At 39.9% G+C, this 21786-nt stretch carries 22 protein-coding genes and 1 pseudogene; 10 read left to right on the top strand and 13 right to left on the bottom strand.

Going from position 1 to position 21786, the window contains the following annotated elements; all coding sequences use genetic code 11:
- The first annotated feature begins 44 nt into the window (after positions 1-44).
- From proC to ptsP, 4 genes are all read left to right on the top strand, one after another.
- Positions 45-839 carry a pyrroline-5-carboxylate reductase gene (gene proC, locus BWP33_RS01600; protein WP_002641113.1) on the top strand — a complete coding sequence of 265 codons (795 nt, stop codon included), beginning with the start codon at positions 45-47 and terminating at the stop codon, positions 837-839.
- Between the two features lie 88 nt (positions 840-927).
- A complete protein-coding gene (locus BWP33_RS01595) occupies positions 928-1323 on the top strand; it encodes a PTS sugar transporter subunit IIA (RefSeq protein WP_002641114.1) in 396 nt (131 codons plus the stop codon).
- Positions 1324-1373: 50 nt separating this feature from the next.
- Complete coding sequence (locus BWP33_RS01590) at positions 1374-1643, top strand: HPr family phosphocarrier protein (protein WP_002641115.1); 270 nt, start codon at positions 1374-1376, stop codon at positions 1641-1643.
- A gap of 2 nt (positions 1644-1645) precedes the next feature.
- Positions 1646-3382 (top strand): phosphoenolpyruvate--protein phosphotransferase, encoded by a 1737-nt coding sequence (gene ptsP / locus BWP33_RS01585; RefSeq protein ID WP_002641116.1) that lies wholly within the window; start codon positions 1646-1648, stop codon positions 3380-3382.
- Between the two features lie 50 nt (positions 3383-3432).
- On the opposite strand, the gene BWP33_RS01580 is transcribed toward ptsP, so the two are convergent.
- From BWP33_RS01580 to BWP33_RS01540, 9 genes and pseudogenes are all read right to left on the bottom strand, one after another.
- Complete coding sequence (locus BWP33_RS01580) at positions 3433-4050, bottom strand: 7-carboxy-7-deazaguanine synthase QueE (protein WP_002641117.1); 618 nt, start codon at positions 4048-4050, stop codon at positions 3433-3435.
- Positions 4047-4466, bottom strand: a complete 420-nt coding sequence (queD, locus tag BWP33_RS01575; protein ID WP_002641118.1) for a 6-carboxytetrahydropterin synthase QueD — start codon at positions 4464-4466, stop codon at positions 4047-4049. The genes BWP33_RS01580 and queD overlap by 4 nt, the downstream gene beginning before the upstream one ends.
- A gap of 103 nt (positions 4467-4569) precedes the next feature.
- Positions 4570-5364, bottom strand: a complete 795-nt coding sequence (locus BWP33_RS01570; RefSeq protein ID WP_002641119.1) for a PIN domain-containing protein — start codon at positions 5362-5364, stop codon at positions 4570-4572.
- 53 nt (positions 5365-5417) lie between these two features.
- On the bottom strand, positions 5418-6182 hold the full coding sequence (locus BWP33_RS01565) for a ferredoxin--NADP reductase (RefSeq protein WP_002641120.1): 765 nt from the start codon (positions 6180-6182) through the stop codon (positions 5418-5420).
- Positions 6183-6187: 5 nt separating this feature from the next.
- Positions 6188-6524 (bottom strand): annotated as a pseudogene (locus BWP33_RS13340) (amino acid kinase family protein); the annotation flags it as partial.
- A gap of 122 nt (positions 6525-6646) precedes the next feature.
- Positions 6647-7840 carry a heme biosynthesis HemY N-terminal domain-containing protein gene (locus BWP33_RS01555; RefSeq protein WP_002641122.1) on the bottom strand — a complete coding sequence of 398 codons (1194 nt, stop codon included), beginning with the start codon at positions 7838-7840 and terminating at the stop codon, positions 6647-6649.
- Between the two features lie 89 nt (positions 7841-7929).
- Entirely contained in the window at positions 7930-9555 is a 1626-nt protein-coding gene (locus tag BWP33_RS01550) for a uroporphyrinogen-III C-methyltransferase (RefSeq protein WP_002641123.1), read from the bottom strand.
- Positions 9556-9706: 151 nt separating this feature from the next.
- Complete coding sequence (locus BWP33_RS01545) at positions 9707-10423, bottom strand: uroporphyrinogen-III synthase (RefSeq protein WP_002641124.1); 717 nt, start codon at positions 10421-10423, stop codon at positions 9707-9709.
- 77 nt (positions 10424-10500) lie between these two features.
- Positions 10501-12549: a bifunctional 2',3'-cyclic-nucleotide 2'-phosphodiesterase/3'-nucleotidase gene (locus BWP33_RS01540; protein ID WP_211206379.1), complete on the bottom strand. Its 2049-nt coding sequence runs from the start codon at positions 12547-12549 to the stop codon at positions 10501-10503.
- Positions 12550-12780: 231 nt separating this feature from the next.
- Between BWP33_RS01540 and BWP33_RS01535 the strand changes: the two genes are divergently transcribed.
- The 4 genes from BWP33_RS01535 to BWP33_RS01520 all read left to right on the top strand — a co-directional run bounded on the left by BWP33_RS01535 (position 12781) and on the right by BWP33_RS01520 (position 15748).
- Complete coding sequence (locus BWP33_RS01535) at positions 12781-13131, top strand: hypothetical protein (protein WP_002641126.1); 351 nt, start codon at positions 12781-12783, stop codon at positions 13129-13131.
- Positions 13132-13318: 187 nt separating this feature from the next.
- A complete protein-coding gene (locus BWP33_RS01530) occupies positions 13319-13969 on the top strand; it encodes a hypothetical protein (RefSeq protein WP_158666804.1) in 651 nt (216 codons plus the stop codon).
- A gap of 19 nt (positions 13970-13988) precedes the next feature.
- The gene (locus tag BWP33_RS01525; RefSeq protein WP_002641128.1) at positions 13989-14690 is read left to right on the top strand and encodes a hypothetical protein; all 702 of its coding nucleotides are present in this window, start codon (positions 13989-13991) and stop codon (positions 14688-14690) included.
- A 122-nt stretch (positions 14691-14812) separates the two neighbouring features.
- On the top strand, positions 14813-15748 hold the full coding sequence (locus BWP33_RS01520; protein ID WP_002641129.1) for a LysR family transcriptional regulator: 936 nt from the start codon (positions 14813-14815) through the stop codon (positions 15746-15748).
- Between the two features lie 68 nt (positions 15749-15816).
- On the opposite strand, the gene BWP33_RS01515 is transcribed toward BWP33_RS01520, so the two are convergent.
- Positions 15817-16506: an OmpA family protein gene (locus tag BWP33_RS01515; RefSeq protein ID WP_002641130.1), complete on the bottom strand. Its 690-nt coding sequence runs from the start codon at positions 16504-16506 to the stop codon at positions 15817-15819.
- Between the two features lie 400 nt (positions 16507-16906).
- On the opposite strand from BWP33_RS01515, the gene BWP33_RS01510 reads away from it, so the two are divergent.
- Both BWP33_RS01510 and BWP33_RS01505 read left to right on the top strand, forming a co-directional pair.
- On the top strand, positions 16907-17857 hold the full coding sequence (locus tag BWP33_RS01510; protein WP_002641131.1) for a LysR substrate-binding domain-containing protein: 951 nt from the start codon (positions 16907-16909) through the stop codon (positions 17855-17857).
- A gap of 47 nt (positions 17858-17904) precedes the next feature.
- Complete coding sequence (locus tag BWP33_RS01505) at positions 17905-19122, top strand: YihY family inner membrane protein (RefSeq protein WP_002641132.1); 1218 nt, start codon at positions 17905-17907, stop codon at positions 19120-19122.
- A gap of 50 nt (positions 19123-19172) precedes the next feature.
- Here the strand turns inward: BWP33_RS01505 and BWP33_RS01500 are convergent, their stop codons facing one another.
- The 3 genes from BWP33_RS01500 to BWP33_RS01490 form a co-directional block, all read right to left on the bottom strand.
- Complete coding sequence (locus BWP33_RS01500) at positions 19173-20006, bottom strand: DUF1853 family protein (RefSeq protein WP_002641133.1); 834 nt, start codon at positions 20004-20006, stop codon at positions 19173-19175.
- Entirely contained in the window at positions 20003-20818 is an 816-nt protein-coding gene (locus tag BWP33_RS01495; RefSeq protein ID WP_002641134.1) for a segregation and condensation protein A, read from the bottom strand. Before BWP33_RS01495 ends, BWP33_RS01500 begins: the two co-directional genes overlap by 4 nt.
- Positions 20819-20930: 112 nt before the next feature.
- The gene (locus BWP33_RS01490; RefSeq protein WP_040628473.1) at positions 20931-21695 is read right to left on the bottom strand and encodes a tRNA threonylcarbamoyladenosine dehydratase; all 765 of its coding nucleotides are present in this window, start codon (positions 21693-21695) and stop codon (positions 20931-20933) included.
- Between the last annotated feature and the right edge of the window lie 91 nt (positions 21696-21786).

Below are 21786 nucleotides of genomic sequence, written 5' to 3'. Positions count from 1 at the left end.
CCTGTGTTAGAATCAGTCAATATTATTAACAAGGATTAACAAAAATGGCAATTTATTTTTTAGGTGGCGGCAACATGGCAAGCGCAATTATCGCTGGATTACGCGCCCAGTCATCTGATGATAACATCATTGTCGCCAACCGAAGTGCAGATAAAAATCAGATTTTAGAACAAAAATTTGCCGTACAAACCGCTTTCAGGCTGCCTGAAAATATTAACGCAAATGATGTCGTGATTTTAGCTGTCAAACCACAAGATATGCGCAACGCATTAACCGATGTACAAACGCATGGCGCGTTAATTTTGTCATTGGCGGCGGGACTTGAAGTGGCGACTTTATCTCATTGGCTGAACAGCAATCGGATTATTCGTGTGATGCCCAATACACCTTGCGCGGTGGGTTTGGGAATATCAGGATTGTTTGCAGCGACTGGCGCAAGCGATGCTGACAAGGTTGTAGCGGAAAAAATCATGTCCGCATGTGGCGTAACCATTTGGGTGGAAAATGAAAATATGATGCATGCCATTACCGCAATTTCGGGTAGTGGGTCAGCGTATGCATTTTATTTGATGAATGCACTCAAACAAGCAGCAACAGATTTTGGTTTTACAGACAAGCAAGCACATGAATTGGCATTGCAGACGTTTCGTGGAGCGGTAACATTGGCGGCGCAATCTGGTGAAGATTTTGCAGTTTTACAACAGAAAGTTACATCCAAAGGTGGCACAACATTTGCAGCATTAACCAAATTTGATGAATGCGGCGTGGCATCGGGTGTGCAACAAGGCGCACAAGCGGCAGCAGCGCGTTCAATGGAATTGGCACAGATGTTAAAATAAGAACCTGTGTTCGTAAGATGATGAACACAGGTTCTAAGTTTCAGGCAGCCTGAAAACATAATATATTATTAATTAAAATGAGATAGTCATGATAGGTTTATTGATTATTACGCATGAAACTTTGGGGGCGGCTTACACGCAATTAGCCAAACATTTCTTCCCACAATTTAATTTTGACCACATTGCCATTTTGAATGTGGAAGTTACGGACGACCACGAACGCATTATTTCACGTGCCAAAATGATGCTGCCACGTTTGAATCGTGGCAATGGCGTATTGATTTTAACCGATATTTTTGGCGCAACACCTTGCAATGCGGCGATGAAATTGATTCAGTCGTCTGATTCGGCAATGATTAGCGGTTTGAATGCACCGATGTTGATTAAAGCGGTTAATTATTCGGTTCAATCAGAAAATTTAAATGAATTCACGCAATTAGCAAAAGATGCAGGGATTCAAGGTATTATGGCATTTACGGAATAAAGGCAGCCTGAAAATATATTGCTCACATTTACTCAATAGGATTGCACATTATGCAAACTCAAACAGTCAAAATTATCAATAAATTAGGTTTACATGCACGCGCGTCCAGCAAATTTACTCAAACCGCATCTCCTTTTCAAAGTGAAATTTGGGTATCACGCAACGGCAAACGCGTTAATGGCAAAAGCATCATGGGTTTGATGATGCTTGCTGCTGCACAAGGCACTGAAATCACAATAGAAACCGATGGCACAGACGAGATAGCAGCCATGCAAGCCCTAGTGAGTTTAATAAACGATTATTTCGGCGAAGGGGAATAATCATGATTGTGCTGCACGGCTATGCTGCTGGACGTGGCATTGCAATTGGACGCGCTCATTTGGTGGTACGCGGCATTTCACAAGTGCCACAATATCATCTAAAAGATGATGAAATTCCCAATGAAATCAGTCGTTTTGAAGCCGCCATTAAATCCACACGCAAACAATTGGAACAGATTCGCAGTGCCATTCCTGAAAATGCACCAACTGAATTGGGGGCATTTATTTCATTGCATTTGATGTTACTGACCGATGTAACGTTGTCGCGTGAACCCATTGATATTCTGCAAGAACAAGCCATTAATGCTGAATGGGCGTTAAAAATTCAAACCGACCATTTGAGTTTACAATTTGATGAAATTGACGATGAATATTTGCGTCAGCGTAAACAAGATATGCTGCAAGTCGTTGAGCGAATCCAAAAAAATTTAGCTGGACAAAGCCCCGAAATCAATTTAGAAACCAATTTGCTAGAAGATACTGTGTTGATTGCACACGATTTGTCGCCAGCGGATACGGTATTCTTCAAGGACCAACGTATTGAGGGTTTTGTTACCGACATGGGAGGACCAACCAGTCACACCGCGATTTTGGGACGCAGCCTGAATATTCCATCTGTAGTCGGACTGGGCAACGCACGGCAACTGATTAGCGAAAATGAATATGTGATTGTAGACGGCATCGGCGGTGTACTGATTATTGACCCTGATGAATTGGTGTTGGCGGAATATCGCCGCCGTTTGAAAGATTACCGCGACCATCAAAAATCACTGAAAAAATTGAAAAAAACCGCCACCACTACCGAAGATGGTGAAGAAATTGACTTACTGGCGAATATTGAAAGCGCGGAAGACATCAAAATACTGCACAACATAGGTGCAGACGGTGTGGGTTTGTTACGCAGTGAATTTTCTTATTTGAATCGCGACACGCTTCCTGAAGAAGATGAATTATATCAAATATATAGCGATATTGCTAAAAAATTAAAAGGCAAACCTTTAACCATTCGCACAGTAGATTTGGGTGTGGATAAAAATCCGCGTTGGTTTGGTAATAATGGCACGCCTAATGCGGCGTTAAATCCAGCGTTGGGGCTGACGGGTATTCGTTTGTGCCATGCTGAACCGATGATGTTTCGTACCCAAATACGTGCAATTTTACGGGCGGCAGTGCATGGTAATGTGAAAATGATGTTTCCGATGATTGCCAGCGTGTCGGAATTGAAACAAAGTCTGATTCATTTAGAAACTGCAAAAAAACAACTCACGGAACGCGGTGAAACGTTTGGAAAAATAGAAGTGGGCTGCATGATTGAAATTCCATCTGCGGCTTTAACGGTTTCTAGTTTATTGAAATTAATAGATTTTGTTTCAATAGGGACAAATGATTTGATTCAATACACTTTATCAGTAGACAGAAGCGATGATTCGGTAAGTTATTTGTATCAACCAGCACACCCAGCAATTATTAAATTATTATCGCATATTATTCGGACGGCGAATCGTGCAGGTAAAGGCGTGTCGGTGTGCGGTGAAATGGCGGGTGATGCGGTGTATACTCGTTTATTATTGGGGTTAGGATTACGGAAATTCTCTATGACTAGCAATAACTTACTAGCCATAAAAGACATAATTGTCCGAAGCAATACTGTGAATTTGGTCAATGATGTCGCCAAAATCATTCGCAATGAAGACCCAGACAAAGTTGATGATTTGCTAAAAAAATTAAATCAAATTTAAATATTAATATTTTTCAGGCTACCTATTGTTCAGGCAGCCTGAATATGAATTTAGTCAATGCCACACAATTTGTGTGTCTGAATACTCAATTGCCAATGTGGCTGATTAGGACGCGCATTGAGTTTGCCTAATAATGTAATGGTCGCCAAAATATTCATCTCACCATTTTGCTCACACGGAGACAGATAATAGCGTTTTGCACGTATTTTTTGTTCAATTATTTCACAAAAACTAAAAATATCATCACTATCCACCACGATTCGTACTTCATCTGCGGCAGATAAACACGTTTTATCGTAGGCATTTGCATATAAACGCTTAGGACTGGTGGCGATGTAATCAATTTGCTCAGGAACAGCCCTCAAACCATTGGTTTCAATTGCAATAAAATAACCTTCTGATTTCAATCGGTTTAATAAAATTTCCAATTGTGGTTGAATCGTGGGTTCACCACCCGTAATAATGATATTTTTCGCTGAATAATCATAAACTTGGTCCATAATTTGCGTTAAAGTCATCATCTCAAATTGCTGATAATTTGTATCACACCAATGGCACGCCAAATTGCATTTGCCAAACCGAATGAACACGCTCGGCATTCCCGTGTTATAGCCTTCGCCCTGCAAAGTCTCAAAAATTTCCACAATTCTAAAAATCGGTTCACTCATTCTGAATACTCACAATAAGAAGAAGGGGTTTCCCATAGGCGTACCAAGCTAATGGGGATATGTTCTTGTAATATTTGGAAAATATGGCGAGCCATTTCTTCGGCAGTACTGCGGGTATTGATACCATAAGTTTTTGAGTTTAATTGATTTAATAAATCAGCAACTTGGGTTTCACGCTGACTGCTGGTATCGTAGATAAAAGCGTGATCCATTTTGTCCAAAATATGTGTTTTCACGATGTTTTTCAAATCAGAAAAATCCATGACCATGCCTTTTTTTGCACCTGATTCTTTCAGGCTGCCTGAAATTTCCACTTGCAAAATATAGGTATGTCCATGTAAATTTTGACATTTGCCATCATGCCCATCAAGCATATGTGCCATATCAAATGTAAATTCTTTGGCGGTTTTAAACATATTTTTCTCAAAAATAATTTTCAGGCAGCCTGAAACATAATAAAACCGTTATCCAATGAAATGGCAATAACGGTTTTATTTTCATATTTAAATTAAAAACAAATTAATTTTCACCAGAATCGCTGCCATCTTGATTAAAATGATAGCTCAACAAACCATCGTCAATTGCGGTAATTAATTGATTTTCTTCTAAACGCACAACAATCAATTCAGCCAATTCGGTTTGTGAATCTGAATGCAACTCAGGTTCACTTTGTGCCACAAAACGGCGGATATTCGCAACTAAATTGCGGCGGCGACGTGGATGATACGCATCTTTTTGACTCATCGCATTTAAAATATTGGGATAATATTTATCCACCAATTCGCTGTTATTTGCATTTTTAACTACTTGTTCTGAAGAGTTATTTTGCGAAATTGTCGTTGTTGTTTTCATTGGTGCTAATTTATGCGCTGGCTGAACCAATGATGCAAAAGGAGAATTGTTGGCATCTTTAGTAGGCTCATGAAACGCATTGATGTCTCGCGAACGTTGTTGCAATTCAGCCAAGCTGGAAACACGTGAAATGTGTTTCGCCTGCAAACTTTGTTGAACGTGTTCCACTAAAACATCATAGCCACTGTCTTGCGACAAAATACCAATAATCGCAGCTGGATCATGGTCAATGATTTTACCCAAATAAAAACTCAAGTAAAAATCCAATGCTGTTGGTGCATTATTATGTACGTGAACAAAATGAACTTTTTTCCCAAATCGGCACAAAGACTCACACAAACGCAAAGGAATGGTTTCCTGTTGCTCAGTGCCTAAAAATAACCAAACGTGTACGCTATCGGGATCAAGGCAATCCAAATCAGCAGGTTGCACTTTCTCAAAGTCAATCATTAAATGTTGCATTATTTATATTCCTTGCAAATGTGTTTAATCAAAATATTCTGTAATTTCAAAAATTAGAAGCCATTTTCCATAATAATTTGTCCCGCTAATTTATTGCGGTGCATGGTAAAACCCAAATCCAGCAAAGCCTGAAAGGTATCTCGCACCATATTGGGATTTCCACAAATCATAAAACGGCTATGTGTTTGTTCAAATGGCAGATTCATGGCTTGAGATAATGTGCCATTGCGTAAACTTTCAGGCAGCCTGAAATGTAGATGTTGGTCATCATATTCACGCGTGGTCATGCCAATAAACCGTAATTTTGCCACAAATTCGCCCACTAAAGGGTGTTTTGATAACTTATCAATTTGTTGATTAAAAATCAAATCGTTATTATATGATACGCAATGAGCCAACGCCAGTGTTTCAAAACGTTGCCAAATTTCAGGTTGTTGCAAAATAGACAAAAATGGTGCAATTCCCGAACCTGTAGACAACATAATCAAATCACGCCCATCAGGAAAACGCTGTGGAATAAAAAAACCTTGCGCAACTTTATCCAGCAAAATGGCATCATTTTCTTGTAAACGATTTAAATAGGCGGACATCGCGCCACCTTCAATCAATACAGCAAAAAAAATCAATTCTTCTGCGTATTCAGCCGAAACAATGGAGTACGCACGCCAAATATAACCCTCGCCTTCACGAAAACCAAGCCGTGCAAATTGCCCAGCCGTAAAACGATAATTTTCAGGACGCGTGATGGCAAAAGTCATGAGTTTGGGTGTGTGATGTTTGACCCAAAGTACGGTTTCTTCAGTAAATTTTTGTTCCATTCTTTTTAGGCAGCCTGAGAATGAGCATCACCCAAAATCATGCTGCCAATCCCTTCATCGGTAAAAATTTCCAATAACAAAACATTCGGGATACGCCCATCAATGATGTGGGCGGCTTTCACATCATTTTGCGCCAATTCAAAAGCAGATGTCATTTTCGGCAACATACCGCCCGATAATGTACCATTGGCATCATCACGTAGATGTCTTGTGTGGTTAAGTTGATGTAATTTGGTGAATAATTCGTCCTTTGATTTATCACACCAAAAGATTGGTTATAAAAACCAATTTCTCCGCGCCCAATTCAGTTACCAAATGACTCACAACCAAATCAACATTCATATATTATAAACGCTTGCTTCTTTATTTCAGGCAGCCTGAAAAAATTTAGGCTGAAACAAAAACATCACACATCATCATAAATATGAATAACGATTTTTTTCAGCCTTACTGAACATACTGATTTAATGAGAAATTTCATTCAACACTAAACGGCGTTGTTCATCTGCCAATGAATTAGATTGCGTTTCATCAAATACTTTTGCCAGCGCCAAACGTGCACGAGTAGTGGGTTTAATCGCAACGCTGGCTTCCAAATAACCTTGTGCTTTACCCCATAACTGCTTGTTAATACACAACTCTCCCAAACAAATCAGCAATTCAGCATCTTTGGGTTGACTTTTGAGCCAACCATCGGCGATATCAATCGATTTGCGTTGTTCACTGTCATTCAAATAACGCATACTATTTGCAAAAATAGGCAACAAATCAACATAATGCGTATGTGGATAGTAGCTACGAACCCAAGCAGTGGCATCTTGATATAAACCCAAATGTTGATATTGCGTGGCAATTGATACACACAACTCGCCCGACTTGACTTCATCGGGAATACGGCGCAATGCTGCTTTCAACTGACTGGCATTGGCGGCATTTGCAACCAAACTACGATATGCCACATTACGATAATTTAATACTTCTTCATTGCTTAATTGCGATGCTTTTTGCAATTTATCTACACTTTCTAGAATTTCCAAAGGATTATCTTTGGCAATCGCTAAACGAAGTTGCATTTGCAACAATTCGGGTAAATTGCGATCTAGTTGGGCGGCTGCAGATAAATTTTCTTCAGCCGTAACATAATCTTGGCGCAACATGGCACTTTCTGCCAATAATAAATAACGTGGTAATTGTGCTTTAGCAGGCAAAACTTGTTCCATGTCTCTCAAATACGAATCGCGCTTAGTCAAATTGCCAATTTTTTGACTGGATTGGGCGGCAATCATCAATGCCAACACACGATTATTACCAGCATGATTATTGGCTAAGACTTTGGCGGCTTCCTGTTCAGCTTTTTGATAGCGACCTTCAAAATATGCCACACCTGCATCATTTAAGGCTGCAATCGCTTTACGGCTTTTGCGTGAACTGCCAAAACGGCTCATTTTGCCTGGTGTTGCCAAAATACCAAAGACAAATTTAATCAAGAAATACAACACCACCATGCTTAACAATAAGCCGATGATAAACAAGCGCAAATTCATGCGTAACATATAATTGCCGACATGGGCATACACATCACCAGGGAAGTGCTGAATCAACAATGCTGCGCCCACAGCGATAGCAAATAAAACAATAATCCAAATCAAACCCTTCATTGTGGGCTCCTATTTTGTGACGTTTACTCAACATGAAATCTTATACAAATTATCATGTTTCAAGAAAATATTTCAATAAAAATAATAATTTAATTTGATTTTTTACGATCACTTTTATTTTTATTTTTATCACGTTCAGACTTGGCTTTGGGTTTATCAGCTTTGTCTTTGGTAATAGATTTTTTATCATCTTTTTTGGCTTCATCGGTTTTGGTATCCGCCATTTTGTCGGATAACGCTTTGGCCAAAGGCACAGCCGCCAAACCTGTTGTAGCAGCCGCTACCGTACCACTGGAAACACCACTGGCTACTTTGGTTTCGGTACTGTCGGTTTTATTTTCCGCTTTAATTTCAGATTTGGTTTCAGGCTGCGTGGTCTTTTCAGTAGCAGATTTTTCAATTGGTGCTGCCACTTTGGAAGCTGCCACAACAGGTGCAGAGGCTGCCTGAATAGTTGACGCGACAGAACCAACCACTTGGCTTGCTGATTTATTTTCCACTTTACTGTCAACACTGTTCGTAGCGATTGTAGGCAAAACAACATCCGAACGTGCTGGAATATCATTCATAGAAATGGGTTGTTTTTCTACTTCAGCTTGGTTTTGATAATTGCGAATCGCGGTTTGGCTACGACTTAATGCGGTATCAGAAACAATTTGTAGATTTTGCTGACTCAATTCGTCCAAAGTTTTCAGCCATTCTTGAGTGGTTGGTGCACTGGTATCAAAATATTGCATGACTGCCAATTTCACTTCGTCCAAATTTTTCTTATAAATTTCATTATTATGCTGCAATAATGCCAAACGCGCATCTAATAAACGCAAACGCAAATTGGCACGAACAAAATAAATTTGCTCGGGCGACAATAACATTGCATCATTACTGTCTAATTTACGAATTTCCACCATGCCCTTAAGCATACCCAAAGTTTTCTCCCAAGTACGTGTCCAAAAATCGGCATCGGTTGCGGTGGGCGCGGCTTCATTTTTCACGGGTTGCAGCGTACTGTCTACCAATAACGGCAAACTTGCCACGCTTTTTTCCAAGCTATCCACTTTTAATGAAGTACTGGAAACGTCCAAATAATGTCCGCCTTGCGCTTTCAAATCGCTTAAATCATCAGAAATAGCTTTTTTGATGGGAATTAATTCAGCTTGGTCAAAACGTTTCAAGCGTTGCTCAATCGTATTGAGTGTGGAAATCGCCACAGGCACATTGCCAGACAACAACAATTGTTGTGCAGCAACATTCAACATCACTTCGGTTTCATCTACCAACCAATTCACACGCCCTTTGAGTAATTCATTGTAGCTGCGCTGCATATTGGCAAGATGTTGATGGTCTTCGTTTTGGTCTTTAGACAAACCCATCAAGCTTTGATTTAACTTGTCCTGTTGTTCTAATGCGATTTTTAGACTTTGGGCATTATCAGTTTCGCCTAAAGCCGCATCTTTAAGTGCATTTTGTACGGAGTTTTCCTGCTGCTTCAGAATATTTTGTCCTTCCACAAACAGAAAACCGCTCGCCCCCAACGCCAGCAAAGACAAGACCAACGCACCTGTTGCTGCACCACGACCGCCTTTTCTTTCAATTACAATAGGTTGTTGATTGTAATTAGATTGGTTAGCAAAATGGTTTGATTCTACTATAGAAGGTTTTGCCAACGTAACTGGCTGATTATTCTCTGTTGATTCAATATGTTGATTATCAGACATGATGTGTTGTACCTGCATTTTGGAGTTGGAAAAGATGCTGCCCACATACCGTGCAACAGCCAAAGCCAATAATCAAATTATCGGCTTCAAACATAAAAACAAAAAATCATTTTTCAGGCTGCCTGAAAAACAAGTAAAAGTAAATTTAAAATTAATCAATGGATTGCGCACTGTATTTTTGCAAGGCTTCGGTCAAATTTTTCACTATTCTAATTTGTCCCACACCATGTTGTCGCAGCGCATCTGCAATCCGTTGATGATGTGTAAAGTATATCAAGGATTTTAGCGTTTGCGTTAATGAGATGGGGGCTTGTTTGAAAACTATATTCACCATTTGTGCAGAAGTAACCCATGCAAAATACGGACGATGCTCTTTAAATGCTAACCAATCAAGCACTTGCTCTTCACGATGATAAATTTTCATGTTGCTAACATGGTAACCACGTTGTACCAATTGTTGTGCTAAATAGTTACGCCCCCCCGTGCCATTCACAATCAAAATTTCGCCACCGATGGGTAACTTTTCCCAAATCGGCAATTCTAAAACCGCTTCGCTGTCGTTGCCTGTGCTGGGATACCACACCCAAGCCGCCCCAAATTCACGCAAAGCTTTTGATGTGCTGTATCCCACAGCGATATGAGGTTTCAGGCTGCCTGAAAGATTCAGACCCGCCACTTCCACAGCAGTAGGACTAACCCAAAACACTGCATCAGATTCTTCAATTCTTTCAGGAAGATGGTCAATTCTTTCGTGATGTGGCACGATATTAAGTGGCGGAAACGGAATATATTGCCAACCAAATTGTCGACAAGTAGCGACATCCTCAGGTAAACGATTGGCGGGGCGAATCAATAATATGGTAGGCATAATGCTCACATTAACAAAAAAATAAATTAATCAATGAGATTTTTCAGGCTGCCTGAAACAAAAAGGCAGCCTGAAAATTATTTTTGCATATCAAATTGATACATCGCAAAACCTTGCCCGTCTGTGCCAGACCAAATGTACGGATGCACGGCATTTTGTTCAATATAGTTTTTGGCGCGTTCGGTAGGCGATGTTTCAAAATAGGCATTGGCAGCGACTGGTGCAAATCGCCAATTTTGGTCAGCTTGCGCGATGACTGCGCCATTTTGTTCTGTTTGAGTGTAAATATAATGGCTGATAACTTGGCGATTTTCCACAGATGAATCCAACACCACTTTATTTTTACCTGTACCCGCAAATTTACCGCCAAAAGCGCGGTAATTATTGGTGGCGACAATAAATTCTGCTTGTGGATGAACGGGTTTGCCATTAAATGTTAATTGGCGAATGCGTTGAGATTTTGGATTGACTAACAAACAATCGCCGTTATAACGTGCAGGTTTAGACACGTCAATTTGATAAGATACGCCATCAATCACATCAAAGTTGTAAGTATGAAAACCTGCCCAATTAACAAGCGGTTGTACATCACTGCTGCCTGATTGAAGATGCTGGAACACACTGGCAGAACATTCCAGCCATTCTTTTAATTCTGCACCATTAACTTTAACTGCCGCCACCGTACTGGGAGACGGATACAAATTGACAACATCGCGATACGTTAAGTTGCCTTGAGAAATATCAGTATAGGCTGTTGGGTCATTGTGGCGACCACCTGCACGCAACGGCGCAGCAGCACTCAAAATCGGTAATTTTGCCAATGCAGGCAGCCCTGCTAATTCACGTTGCACATAATCGGTTTGTGCATTGTTAATTAATTGAATAGTCGGGTCATCTTGTACCAAAGACAAATAATTTGCCATAGGTGCAGCACCATTACCCACAGGTTGTGCAACAAATTTTCGGGTGGCTTTTTCATAGGGACGCATTGCCCATTTTAATCGCCAATTATTTGAAACCAATGGTTTTTGTGTTTTCTCGTCAAAAATAGGACGCAATTGAGCAGATTTATTAATAACGCGCCATTTACCCGAATCATTGTTCAATATCAAATCAATCACGCCAATATGATTAGCAAATTGTCCTGGCATGGTGGCCGCTGCTTGGTTTAACGTACCTTGGTTCACGTCAACACCAGCAACATGAGCAAAATTTTCACTGGGGAATAAATCGTGTTCGTGTCCAAATGCAATCGCATCAATACCTTCAATTTTACTTAATGCCAATGTGGTATTTTCTTGATTAATATCAGTTTTACCATCGCCTAATCCGCTATGATTCAGCGCAATAATCACATCTGCACCCAAATATTTTAGCAAAGGAACATATTTTTTTGCAGTCAAAACAATATCGCTAACCAAGATTTTACCGTCCAAATGGCGTTTATCCCATTGCAAAACTTGCGGCGGCGTGAAACCAATGAACGCCACATTAACACGATGTTTTTGTCCCTGTTCATCTTTCAACATCATGATTTTAAATAAATATGGTTTAAAATAAGGTGCTTTGGTTTTTGCATCAAACACATTGGCACTCAAAATGGGAACGCTGGTATTGGCAATGGCGCGGTTTAAATAATCCAAGCCATAATTAAATTCATGACTGCCCACCACACTAGCGGTGGCATTCAGTTTTTCCAATGCCAAATAACTGGGATGTTTTTCATTCTCTGCCAAGCCCTTAGCTGCCATGTAATCACCTAACATCGAACCTTGAAGCACATCACCATTGTCAACATACACGCTGTTTTTCACTTCGCGCCGTGCCTGTTTAATCAGATTAGCAGCACGCGTTAAGCCGATTTTCGGATTGGTTTGATTTTGGTTGTAATCAAAATCCGTCAAATGCGCATGGACATCGCTGGTTTCAATAATACGCAGTTGCAAATTGGCAGCCATCACAGGCAAAGCCATGAAAGCACTTAATACAACAACCGTCAATCTAGAAAAGGGAAACATAAAACACATCATAAAATTAAATAAAAGATAATGAATTATATCAAAGAAATGCTTTTCAGGCAGCCTGAAAATATAAAATAAACACTCAAATAATCGGATATAATTCATAAAATTATTCGCCCAGCATTTGCCAAATTGTGTAAAATAACGCTAACTTTGGTTTATGAAAAGTAGGGTAAGCAGCAACCGCAAAATTGACGCGGAGTTTGCCGATTCCAATGATTGCATCTTGCCAAGTCGCAAGATTTTACTCAAGCGCAACATTTGATTAATCCCCTAGTTTAATAAATTTAGACAGACTAAAAAATATTTTCATATTGATTTAGAAAGGTTATTTATATGAACGGCTCTTTTTTATTGATGGCATTTGTGATTGGCTTTTGGTGCATTTGGTCATCAAATCGCGAACCAAACTCTTTGTTGGAAGGATTGACATTGACCATTATCGCCATTATTGCTAAAGCCACTATGGAATGGTCGGGTATGCCAAATTTCACACCACAGTTATTGACTACTTGGGGCGTTTTGTATGTCTTCACGGTAGCGGTGCTGGAAATCATCACGCGCTATTCGGTGAGTATGGGTGTAAATTTAGCGATTGCAGTGGGAGGTGCAGTTGGTTGGTTTTTCTTGGCGCAATATTTATTCAGTAAACCCGGTATGGATTTTATTGCAGGTTTTGTGGGTTAGTTAACCACACGAAAACTTGTTCTGGCTGCCTGAAAATGGGAAAATCCGTTTTTCAGGCAGCCTTTTTGATGATACCATAACCAAATTATCTAAAATAAAATAAGTATGTTAGCCAAAAGAATTGGCGCTTGTTTAAATAATGGAATTATCAAAAAAAATCATTTTATTAAATTTAATTATGATGCAAATGGCTTGTACATCTGTGGTGTGGAATGGTGGCATTTACGATGCAGACCGCGCAATTGACACGCAAACCATTATCACGCAAATCGCCCATGACCAAATTCACGCGCTTGGACGAATGCCGATTCAACCCAATCAACCACTTTCAGGCAGCCTTGTGATGATGGGAAAAAAATATTGGTATGTGATTCAATCAGATACAGCACAGCAAATCGCTGCACCACTCATGAAAAATTTACCTAAACGCTATCAAATGACCGCGCCTTATAGTGGCGCAAAATTAGATGCTTTGCCTGTAACCATAATTGATGGCAATCATTTTTACAGTGAATTTTGTTTGGATTATTTAGCTGAAAATCATCAACAAAATCAAATTTTGACACAATTAAAATTTCAACAGCAAGCGAATCCGCAGCATTATCGGCAATGTTATGCAACAACAGGCACGATTTACATGAAACCTCATTATTTTAAAGAAGATTATCGCTTTCATGAATACATTCCAATCAAATTAACACTGAAACAAAAAACCACAAATATTCAAACAAATAAATTAGCACGAAATTTATTACTCACACCATTGGCACTTGCTATGGACGCGATGAGTGGTATGGTGATGCTGCCTGTTTTGTTGATTGGGGATTTGTTTGATTAAATTAAAAATGAATAACACAATGAAATTTAAAATTAATTTTTCTCTTAAAACTATTTGGATAATTTGGCTGGCGTTGGCACTCATCACGACCAGTGTTTTTACATTAATTGATATGGCAATTTATGCGCCTGAATTACCAGTAAAATTGGTTTCAGGCAGCCAGCATACTTGGCGCGTATGGCGACCGTTTGCAACTGAAAACACGCAATTTGAAATGGCATATCATCGTGATGCAAAAGGTGATTTGCGTTTAAATGTACTGGGGGACAAAAATAATGGCATAGTGGGCGAACCTGTGGTCATTCGTTTAACAGTGAATGGGCAGAGTTGCGAAACACTACAAGATGATGTCAATAGCTGGAATAATTGGGTATTTAGACCCATGAAATCCATTCAGGCTGCCTGCAAATTACCCGAACAATCAGGCATTAACGAGTGGACAGCGCAGATTACACAAGTTAGCCCGAGTCTAGCCGATGAAAACACGCGCTTAGGCATGATTTCACCTGCTGGTACAATCAAAAATCGTGCAGATAATATTTATGGCGTGATGGCGGAGATTTTGTTTTGGGGCGAATTGATTTGGTTGCCATTTTTCTTGTTTATGAGCTTGCCATTGCTAATTGATGGCTTTAATCGGTTGATTCGCAAGTATGATTTAGATATAAAACTCAAGCGAAGTTACCAAAAAATTGCATGGAATTTACGCAATAAATGGTAGGTGCGATGGATAATTTGTTTTGCAAAATTGATTTACAGGAAAATAATCAAATTATCAATCTTACGAATACAGGTTCTTATTTTTTCAGACCGAAAGATATTATCAAATAAATGGATTTGAAAATGGATACCATCATTGAATTACGCCATTTGCGCACTCTGATTGCATTAGAAGAAACGGGCAGTGTATCACTTGCCGCGCAACGTGTTTTCTTAACGCAATCGGCGTTATCACACCAAATTCGTTTGCTGGAAAATCATTTTGATACCCCACTTTTTGAACGCAAATCCACACCATTACGATTCACACCAGCAGGCGAACGATTATTGAAATTGGCGCATGAATTGTTGCCACGAGTCGCTCATGCCGAACGTGATTTAATTCAAATTATTCAAGGTGAAGCAGGTGAATTGCGCGTGGCGGTGGAATGCCACACTTGTTTTGATTGGCTGATGCCCGCGATGGGCGTATTTCGTCCACAATGGCAGCAAGTGGAATTGGACATTGTATCGGGATTTCAGGCTGATCCCGTGGGTTTACTGCTGAATCATCGGGCGGATTTGGCGATTGTTTCGGAAACCAACCCCGTATCTGGAATCAGTTATCAACCATTATTTGCATATGAAATGGTGGGTATTTGCGCGCCTGACCATACGTTGTCAGAAAAAAAAATTTGGCAAGCCAGCGATTTTATTGAAGAAACGCTGATTACTTATCCTGTGCCAGATGATATGTTGGATTTACTGAAAAAAGTGCTTTTGCCACAAGGTATTAATCCAATGCGTCGCCACAGTGAATTGACGATTGCCATTATTCAACTGGTGGCAAGCAAACGCGGAATTGCCGCCCTACCCTACTGGACAGTGATGCCATATTTAGAGAAAAATTATGTGGTGGCACGACAAATTGGCGACACACCATTACGCAGCGAATTGTACGCCGCCATGCGAAGTGAAGATGTATCATGTGGTTATATTCAAGATTTTTGTAATATTGTGCGCAATGAGAGCTTTGCGAATCTATCGGGGTTACACCCTTTGGATTTTCAGGCAGCCTGAAAAAAAGCCGAATACAAATGAATATATTCGGCTTTCTTGATTATGAAAACAAACTAGATTTTGGCTAATTATTGAGCTGGAACAACGATTTGTTTTTCAATTTGACGCGTTACAACAGAATTTACGCGGATATCTACGCGACGGTCTGGCTCGATACAAGCAATCAGAGCAGCACGTTTTTTCGCAGCAGATACTTTTTTACCCATACGAGCCACTTCAGCTTGACAAGAAGCAGTCATACGCGCTTGAGATTCGCCATAACCCACAGCAGAGATTTTGCCAGCAGGTACGCCTTGATTTGCCAAATAGTTAGCCACTACATTGGCACGGCGTTCAGACAACGCTTGGTTGTAAGTATCTTTACCCATGAAGTCAGTATGACCTTCAACGCGTACAGATTGTACTTCAGTACCACGCAATTTAGCAGCGGTTTCATTCAATTTAGCCACAGCTTCAGAACGCAAAGTAGATTTATCAAAACCAAACAAGAAGTTAGATTGGAATGAAATTACTTCTTCTTTATTTTCAGTAATGGTTTCTACGGTTGGCTCAGGAGCTGGAGCAGGTTTGCCGCCACATTCTGTCAAACTATTGTTTGCTTTGTCCAAATAAGTGTTTTGCCAGCATTCGCCGTAATTGTTGCGTACCACTGAACCAGATTGTTCGCTGGTGGTGTAACCATGTACGCCTTGAGCCATCGCGCCAGTTGATGCCAATAAAGCAACCATCATTGCGCTTAATTTAAGCTGTTTAGTCATGTTATTCCCTCATCAAAAAAATGATTGGCAGACGCTTTTTTATGTGCTTGCTGCCACGTTACGAGATTTAGATTGCCATAGACGGCAGAAACCTAAATTTTTCAGCATTCACTATAAAAAGCTAGGCTGTTTCTGTCAATAGATGAGCTGGATTTTTATATTTGCCCATTTAAGGATAAATAACACATAACTTATTATTATTATTTAGATATTTTATGAGATTACGGATAACAAATTTTATATAACTGTTGTGCAAATACAACTACAATTTAACTCAATCGCAGCAATTTGTTTTCAGGGATAATTGACCATTCATTTGCGAAGTGAGTTTTAACGGAATTTTGTGTGAAAAGCTGGCTTATGTTACATTGTTAAATTTTGTTTACTTGGAAAGTCTGTCATGAAATTGCAACAATTGCGTTACGCAGTGGAAACTTTTCGGTGTAACTTAAACGTCTCCGAAGCCGCAGAGCGATTATTCACGTCTCAACCTGGCGTTTCCAAACAAATTCGTTTGCTAGAAGAAGAATTAGGAGTGCAAATTTTTATTCGCAGTGGCAAACGCATGGTAGCAGTTACCCCCGCAGGTCGCGCTGTTCTGGAAATCGCCGAACGCATTTTGCGTGATACCCAACAAATCAAACAAATCGGACACGAATTTACCCACACCAACAAAGGTGAATTAACCATCGCCACCACCCCAACTTTGGCACGTTTCAGGCTGCCTGAAAGTGTCATGCAATTTTTACACGCACATTCTGATGTTAAATTCAGCGTCAAACAAGGCGCACCCAATGACATCACCGATATGGTATTACGCGGTGATGCCGATGTGGCAATCAGCAGCCAAGCCACCACGCAATCTTTTGGTTTAGAATTAAAAAGATTGATTTGCGAACACTGGGGCTACGCCATTTTATTGCCCCAATCGCACCCATTAGCCAAGCTGCCTGAAATAGAATTGGCGGACATTATCGCCGAACCTTTGCTTACCTATGAATATATGTTACAAAACGATGCGCCTTTGGGACGAGCATTGGCGCGGACAGACGTGAAAGATTGTCGGATTGCGTTGGCGGCGAACGATTATGAATTGCTGCAAACTTATGTAAAAATGGGTTTGGGTGTGGGATTGGTTGATGCGGCGGTTACTCAAGCAATTGATGATGAATTAATTTTGCGTGATGTCTCACATTTATTCACGCCCGATTCGGTACAACTTATTGTGCGACAAGATTTATTGCTTAGTAATTATATTTATGACTTTTTTGAATGTTTTTCACCTAATTTAACGCGAGAACGTGTCAATAAATTATTGTATGCACCACCTGTTGATGATTTTTCTATTTAGCTAATTTAAATTGAGAAACATTCACACTTCCTGAAAATGAATCCATTATGAAAAAGAAAATCCATTATTCAATCAATGATTACATTGGTTTTGCCAAATTTTTATGGAAACGATTTGATGAAGAAATTCACGTATTACAAGTAGCAAGCAGTTTGACTTACACATCATTGCTGACACTTGTGCCGCTTCTGACCGTGATTTTAGTGGCATTGGCAATGTTTCCGATGTTTGGCAACGTTAGCGAACAATTTATTGATTTTATTAATCAAAATATTGTTCCGAGTGGCGCATCTGCTATTGCACAATATCTGAATGACTTCCGAAATGCTGCCAGTCAATTGACAGCAATGAGTATTTTTATGATGTTACTCACATCATTATCATTGGTACAAACCATTGACCAAACGTTTAACCGCATTTTTCGTGTCCAAGAAACACGCCCAATGTGGATTCAATATCCGATTTATTGGTTGGTATTGATGGGCGTACCAATGCTGGTGGGTGTAAGTATGTTATTGATGTCAGAAGTCAATATGTTATTGCACATTCCCAGTGTGTGGAAATGGACTTCACAACTTTTGTGGGATATTGCGTTGTTGTACATTTTATATCGCATGATGCCCAATCGCCACGTGCCTTACGAACACGCGTTGATTGGTGCGATTTTTACGGCAATTTTGTTTGAATCGTGCAAATGGGGTTTTGGCATTTATGTAAAAAATTTCAATAGTTACACTTTGATTTATGGCGCTTTTGCGGCAATTCCTGTATTTTTGGTTTGGTTGCAGCTGTTGTGGGTCATTCTGTTGACGGGTGCGGTTTTAACAGCGAGTTTGGCGTATTTTCGTGATGATGGCTATTTGCGAAAACCAAACGTACCATCAAAGCTTTACGATATTATTCGTATATTATTAAAATTAGATGAAAGCCGTATTCAAAGTAAAGTACTAAGCGTGGAAGATTTACGCCAAGTCGTGAACATGGACTACGATTCACTAGATAATATATTGTTACAATTGAAAAAATATGGTTTCATCAAATCGCACAAAAATTATTGGCTACTGAAAAAATTGCCAACTGAAATTACTATTTTGGAATTAATGAGTTATTTTATTTATCGCCCAATCAATAATGATGAAAGTGTTAATACGATGCTTGCGCATTTGATGGAGCCAAGTTTGCATTTGATGGAAATGAATTTGGAAGAATTCCACCAAAAAATCTTGCAATATGAAAATAGTAGAGCATATTTAGACAGTTATTAATTTAATGATTCAGGCAGCCTGAAAGAAATATTTTCAGGCTGCCCAATATTTTATATCAACATAAATCTTTGAATTTCATGAAAATAACCATCAGGTCTCTGCACCACTTCAGCAATCAATCCCGATTGTTCACCTATTTTATCCCAATCCACCACCAGACTGCATGAAACACGCGCAGGCGCAAGAAATTGATTTTTCGGTAAACGATAAAATTTTTTATTTTTAAAATCAATTTGCTGAAGATGATTCAACAACACACCAGTCCAAGCATTCTCCGCATAACGCACATTTTTTAAGCTGCCTGAATGGCTAAAACCCATGCCACGCACAACACTCACGCACTGAACCTCCGCCGCATTCACACCCAAATTCGCCAACGCCTGTTGCCCTGCTGGATTTTGAGAATAATTCAGTTGCTGATTTAATTTATCAATTTTATTCAGTAAGTTATCTTGCGAATTTAGCCCCACCATGTTTTCAGGCTGCCCATCATACGCACCAAAATATTTACACGCCAATTCAATATGATAAATTCGCCCATTCAATTGCGCAACAAAATCTAACTCGCCAACCAATTGATTTTTTAAATTAAATAACTGAACATTACGCCCTAACAATCGGCTATGCGGTGCATTTGCCAACCAAAACGCTAATAAATTTTCTGCATATTTCCCCAGTAAAGGATTTCCCACGTTTTCAGGCAGCCTGAAAGATTTATTATCATCTAAATCAAGTAGATAACGAAAACCACGTTCGCCCAGTAATTCACGTACCGACAATTCTCGCCCTGTTCGCCACAACGCAGGCGCAACCAACACGCTCGCCAACGCCCGAATATGCGGATTACTCAAACGCCACCAAATCGCATCTAATGCAAAATTCATGCTGCATCCTCCATGTCAATTACATCGTTAGTATGTTGAATAAAAACAAAAATATCGCCAAACGCATCATCTTGCCGTAAGCGAACCAAGCCTTCTTTAACCAATTCCAACAACGCGATAAACGTTACCACCAAATGTGTAATGCCGTGTTCTAATTCAAATAATTGACTGAACTTAGCTTCGCCATCATTCTCATTTAAATAACGTAAAACCGCCGTCATGCGTTCGCGCACAGAAATGGCTTCTTGTACCACTTCATGGCTACGAGTGTGTTTGGCACGAGACAAAATATTTAACCAAGCTTGTGTTAAATCAATTAGATAAACATCTGGCAAACGCTCCACTGCCACAATTTCCAAAGGCAAATACGCCCACGCAAATTCACGTCCAGCACGTGGCAAAGCGTCTAAATTTTGCGCTGCTAATTTCATTTGTTCATAAGCTAATAATCGGCGAACCAATTCGGCGCGTGGGTCTAATTCTTCATCTTCGCCTGATGATTCAGGCACAGGCAGCAACAAACGCGATTTGATTTCAATCAATACTGCTGCCATCAATAAATATTCTGCAACTAAATCAAGTTGTTGAGAATCCATTTGTGTAATGTAACTGAGATATTGTTCGGTAATTTTAACCATTGGAATATCCAGTACATCAATATTTTGCTTACGAATCAAATATAAAAGTAAATCCAGCGGGCCTTCAAAACTATGCAACACCACTTTCAACGCATCAGGCGGAATAAATAAATCTTGCGGAATATCGGTTACGGGCTGTCCAAAAATATAGGCTATTGTTTTGTTTTTATTCATATTATTATTTTATTTACTTTTCAGGCAGCCTGAAAAGTATTTGGCTGAATTGAAAATTGAAAAATGATAAAAGGCAACCACTCCAATCATGATGCGAAAGGGTATTGCAATTTCAATTCGCTATAATGTGTTCAATGGCAGCAGTGGCGCAATGCAGCCCAAAACTCGCCGTAACCAACATACTCGCCCCATAACCTGCACACGACAAACCTTGTGGCGATGTGGTTTCCATATCACAGGCAGCCTGAATTTGTGGCGGCGTAATTTGCTCACGCGAATACACACACGGCACACGCATTCTGCCTTCGCGTGGAAAACCATGTTTTTTCCGTAAGTTATATCGCACATTGGACAACAAGGGGTCATGTGTGGTTTGCGACAAATCGGTGGTTTGAATCAACGCTGGATTACGCTGCCCACCTGCGCCACCACTTAAAATAAATGCTTGTTTATGTTTAACAAAATAATTTACCATTGCCACTTTAACGCGCATTTGGTCAATCGCATCAATCACAAAATCGTAAGGCTGCCCGAAAAAATCAGCCACATTATTTTCATCAACAAAATCTTCAATTTCAATGAGTTGACAACATGGATTAATTTGCAAAACGCGTTCGTGTAATGCACGGACTTTGGCTTGACCAAAAGCAGGTGTCAATGCGTGTAACTGCCTATTGACATTGGAAACCGCAACATTATCCAAATCAATCAACGTCAATTTGCCCACACCCGAGCGCGCCAATGCTTCCACCGCCCACGAACCCACACCGCCCACGCCGACCACGCAAACATGTGCGTTCTGCAATGCCACCAAACCCTTGTCGCCATATAATCGCGCAATCCCCCCAAAACGGCGCAAATAGTCCGATTCACTCATCATAAAAATCCTATTCAATAATTCGTATAATTGGATTATACTTGTTCTGTAAACATTCGTTTACTATAGTGAAATAAAATACGCTCTTATT

It is taken from the genome of Simonsiella muelleri ATCC 29453, assembly GCF_002951835.1.
In the GTDB taxonomy this organism is placed as follows: Bacteria; Pseudomonadota; Gammaproteobacteria; order Burkholderiales; family Neisseriaceae; genus Simonsiella; species Simonsiella muelleri.
The sequence above is the reverse complement of the archived record's forward strand: the minus strand, read 5'-3'. Positions and strand labels throughout refer to the sequence as shown.

Excerpts from the sequence above, each read along its gene's own strand:
- proC (WP_002641113.1), top strand. The coding sequence starts at position 45 with ATGGCAATTTATTTTTTAGGTGGCGGCAACATGGCAAGCGCAATTATC.
- BWP33_RS01595 (WP_002641114.1), top strand. The coding sequence starts at position 928 with ATGATAGGTTTATTGATTATTACGCATGAAACTTTGGGGGCGGCTTAC.
- BWP33_RS01590 (WP_002641115.1), top strand. The coding sequence starts at position 1,374 with ATGCAAACTCAAACAGTCAAAATTATCAATAAATTAGGTTTACATGCA.
- ptsP (WP_002641116.1), top strand. The coding sequence starts at position 1,646 with ATGATTGTGCTGCACGGCTATGCTGCTGGACGTGGCATTGCAATTGGA.
- BWP33_RS01580 (WP_002641117.1), bottom strand. The coding sequence starts at position 4,050 with ATGAGTGAACCGATTTTTAGAATTGTGGAAATTTTTGAGACTTTGCAG.
- queD (WP_002641118.1), bottom strand. The coding sequence starts at position 4,466 with ATGTTTAAAACCGCCAAAGAATTTACATTTGATATGGCACATATGCTT.
- BWP33_RS01570 (WP_002641119.1), bottom strand. The coding sequence starts at position 5,364 with ATGCAACATTTAATGATTGACTTTGAGAAAGTGCAACCTGCTGATTTG.
- BWP33_RS01565 (WP_002641120.1), bottom strand. The coding sequence starts at position 6,182 with ATGGAACAAAAATTTACTGAAGAAACCGTACTTTGGGTCAAACATCAC.
- BWP33_RS01555 (WP_002641122.1), bottom strand. The coding sequence starts at position 7,840 with ATGAAGGGTTTGATTTGGATTATTGTTTTATTTGCTATCGCTGTGGGC.
- BWP33_RS01550 (WP_002641123.1), bottom strand. The coding sequence starts at position 9,555 with ATGTCTGATAATCAACATATTGAATCAACAGAGAATAATCAGCCAGTT.
- BWP33_RS01545 (WP_002641124.1), bottom strand. The coding sequence starts at position 10,423 with ATGCCTACCATATTATTGATTCGCCCCGCCAATCGTTTACCTGAGGAT.
- BWP33_RS01540 (WP_211206379.1), bottom strand. The coding sequence starts at position 12,549 with ATGAATTATATCCGATTATTTGAGTGTTTATTTTATATTTTCAGGCTG.
- BWP33_RS01535 (WP_002641126.1), top strand. The coding sequence starts at position 12,781 with ATGAACGGCTCTTTTTTATTGATGGCATTTGTGATTGGCTTTTGGTGC.
- BWP33_RS01530 (WP_158666804.1), top strand. The coding sequence starts at position 13,319 with ATGGCTTGTACATCTGTGGTGTGGAATGGTGGCATTTACGATGCAGAC.
- BWP33_RS01525 (WP_002641128.1), top strand. The coding sequence starts at position 13,989 with ATGAAATTTAAAATTAATTTTTCTCTTAAAACTATTTGGATAATTTGG.
- BWP33_RS01520 (WP_002641129.1), top strand. The coding sequence starts at position 14,813 with ATGGATACCATCATTGAATTACGCCATTTGCGCACTCTGATTGCATTA.
- BWP33_RS01515 (WP_002641130.1), bottom strand. The coding sequence starts at position 16,506 with ATGACTAAACAGCTTAAATTAAGCGCAATGATGGTTGCTTTATTGGCA.
- BWP33_RS01510 (WP_002641131.1), top strand. The coding sequence starts at position 16,907 with ATGAAATTGCAACAATTGCGTTACGCAGTGGAAACTTTTCGGTGTAAC.
- BWP33_RS01505 (WP_002641132.1), top strand. The coding sequence starts at position 17,905 with ATGAAAAAGAAAATCCATTATTCAATCAATGATTACATTGGTTTTGCC.
- BWP33_RS01500 (WP_002641133.1), bottom strand. The coding sequence starts at position 20,006 with ATGAATTTTGCATTAGATGCGATTTGGTGGCGTTTGAGTAATCCGCAT.
- BWP33_RS01495 (WP_002641134.1), bottom strand. The coding sequence starts at position 20,818 with ATGAATAAAAACAAAACAATAGCCTATATTTTTGGACAGCCCGTAACC.
- BWP33_RS01490 (WP_040628473.1), bottom strand. The coding sequence starts at position 21,695 with ATGAGTGAATCGGACTATTTGCGCCGTTTTGGGGGGATTGCGCGATTA.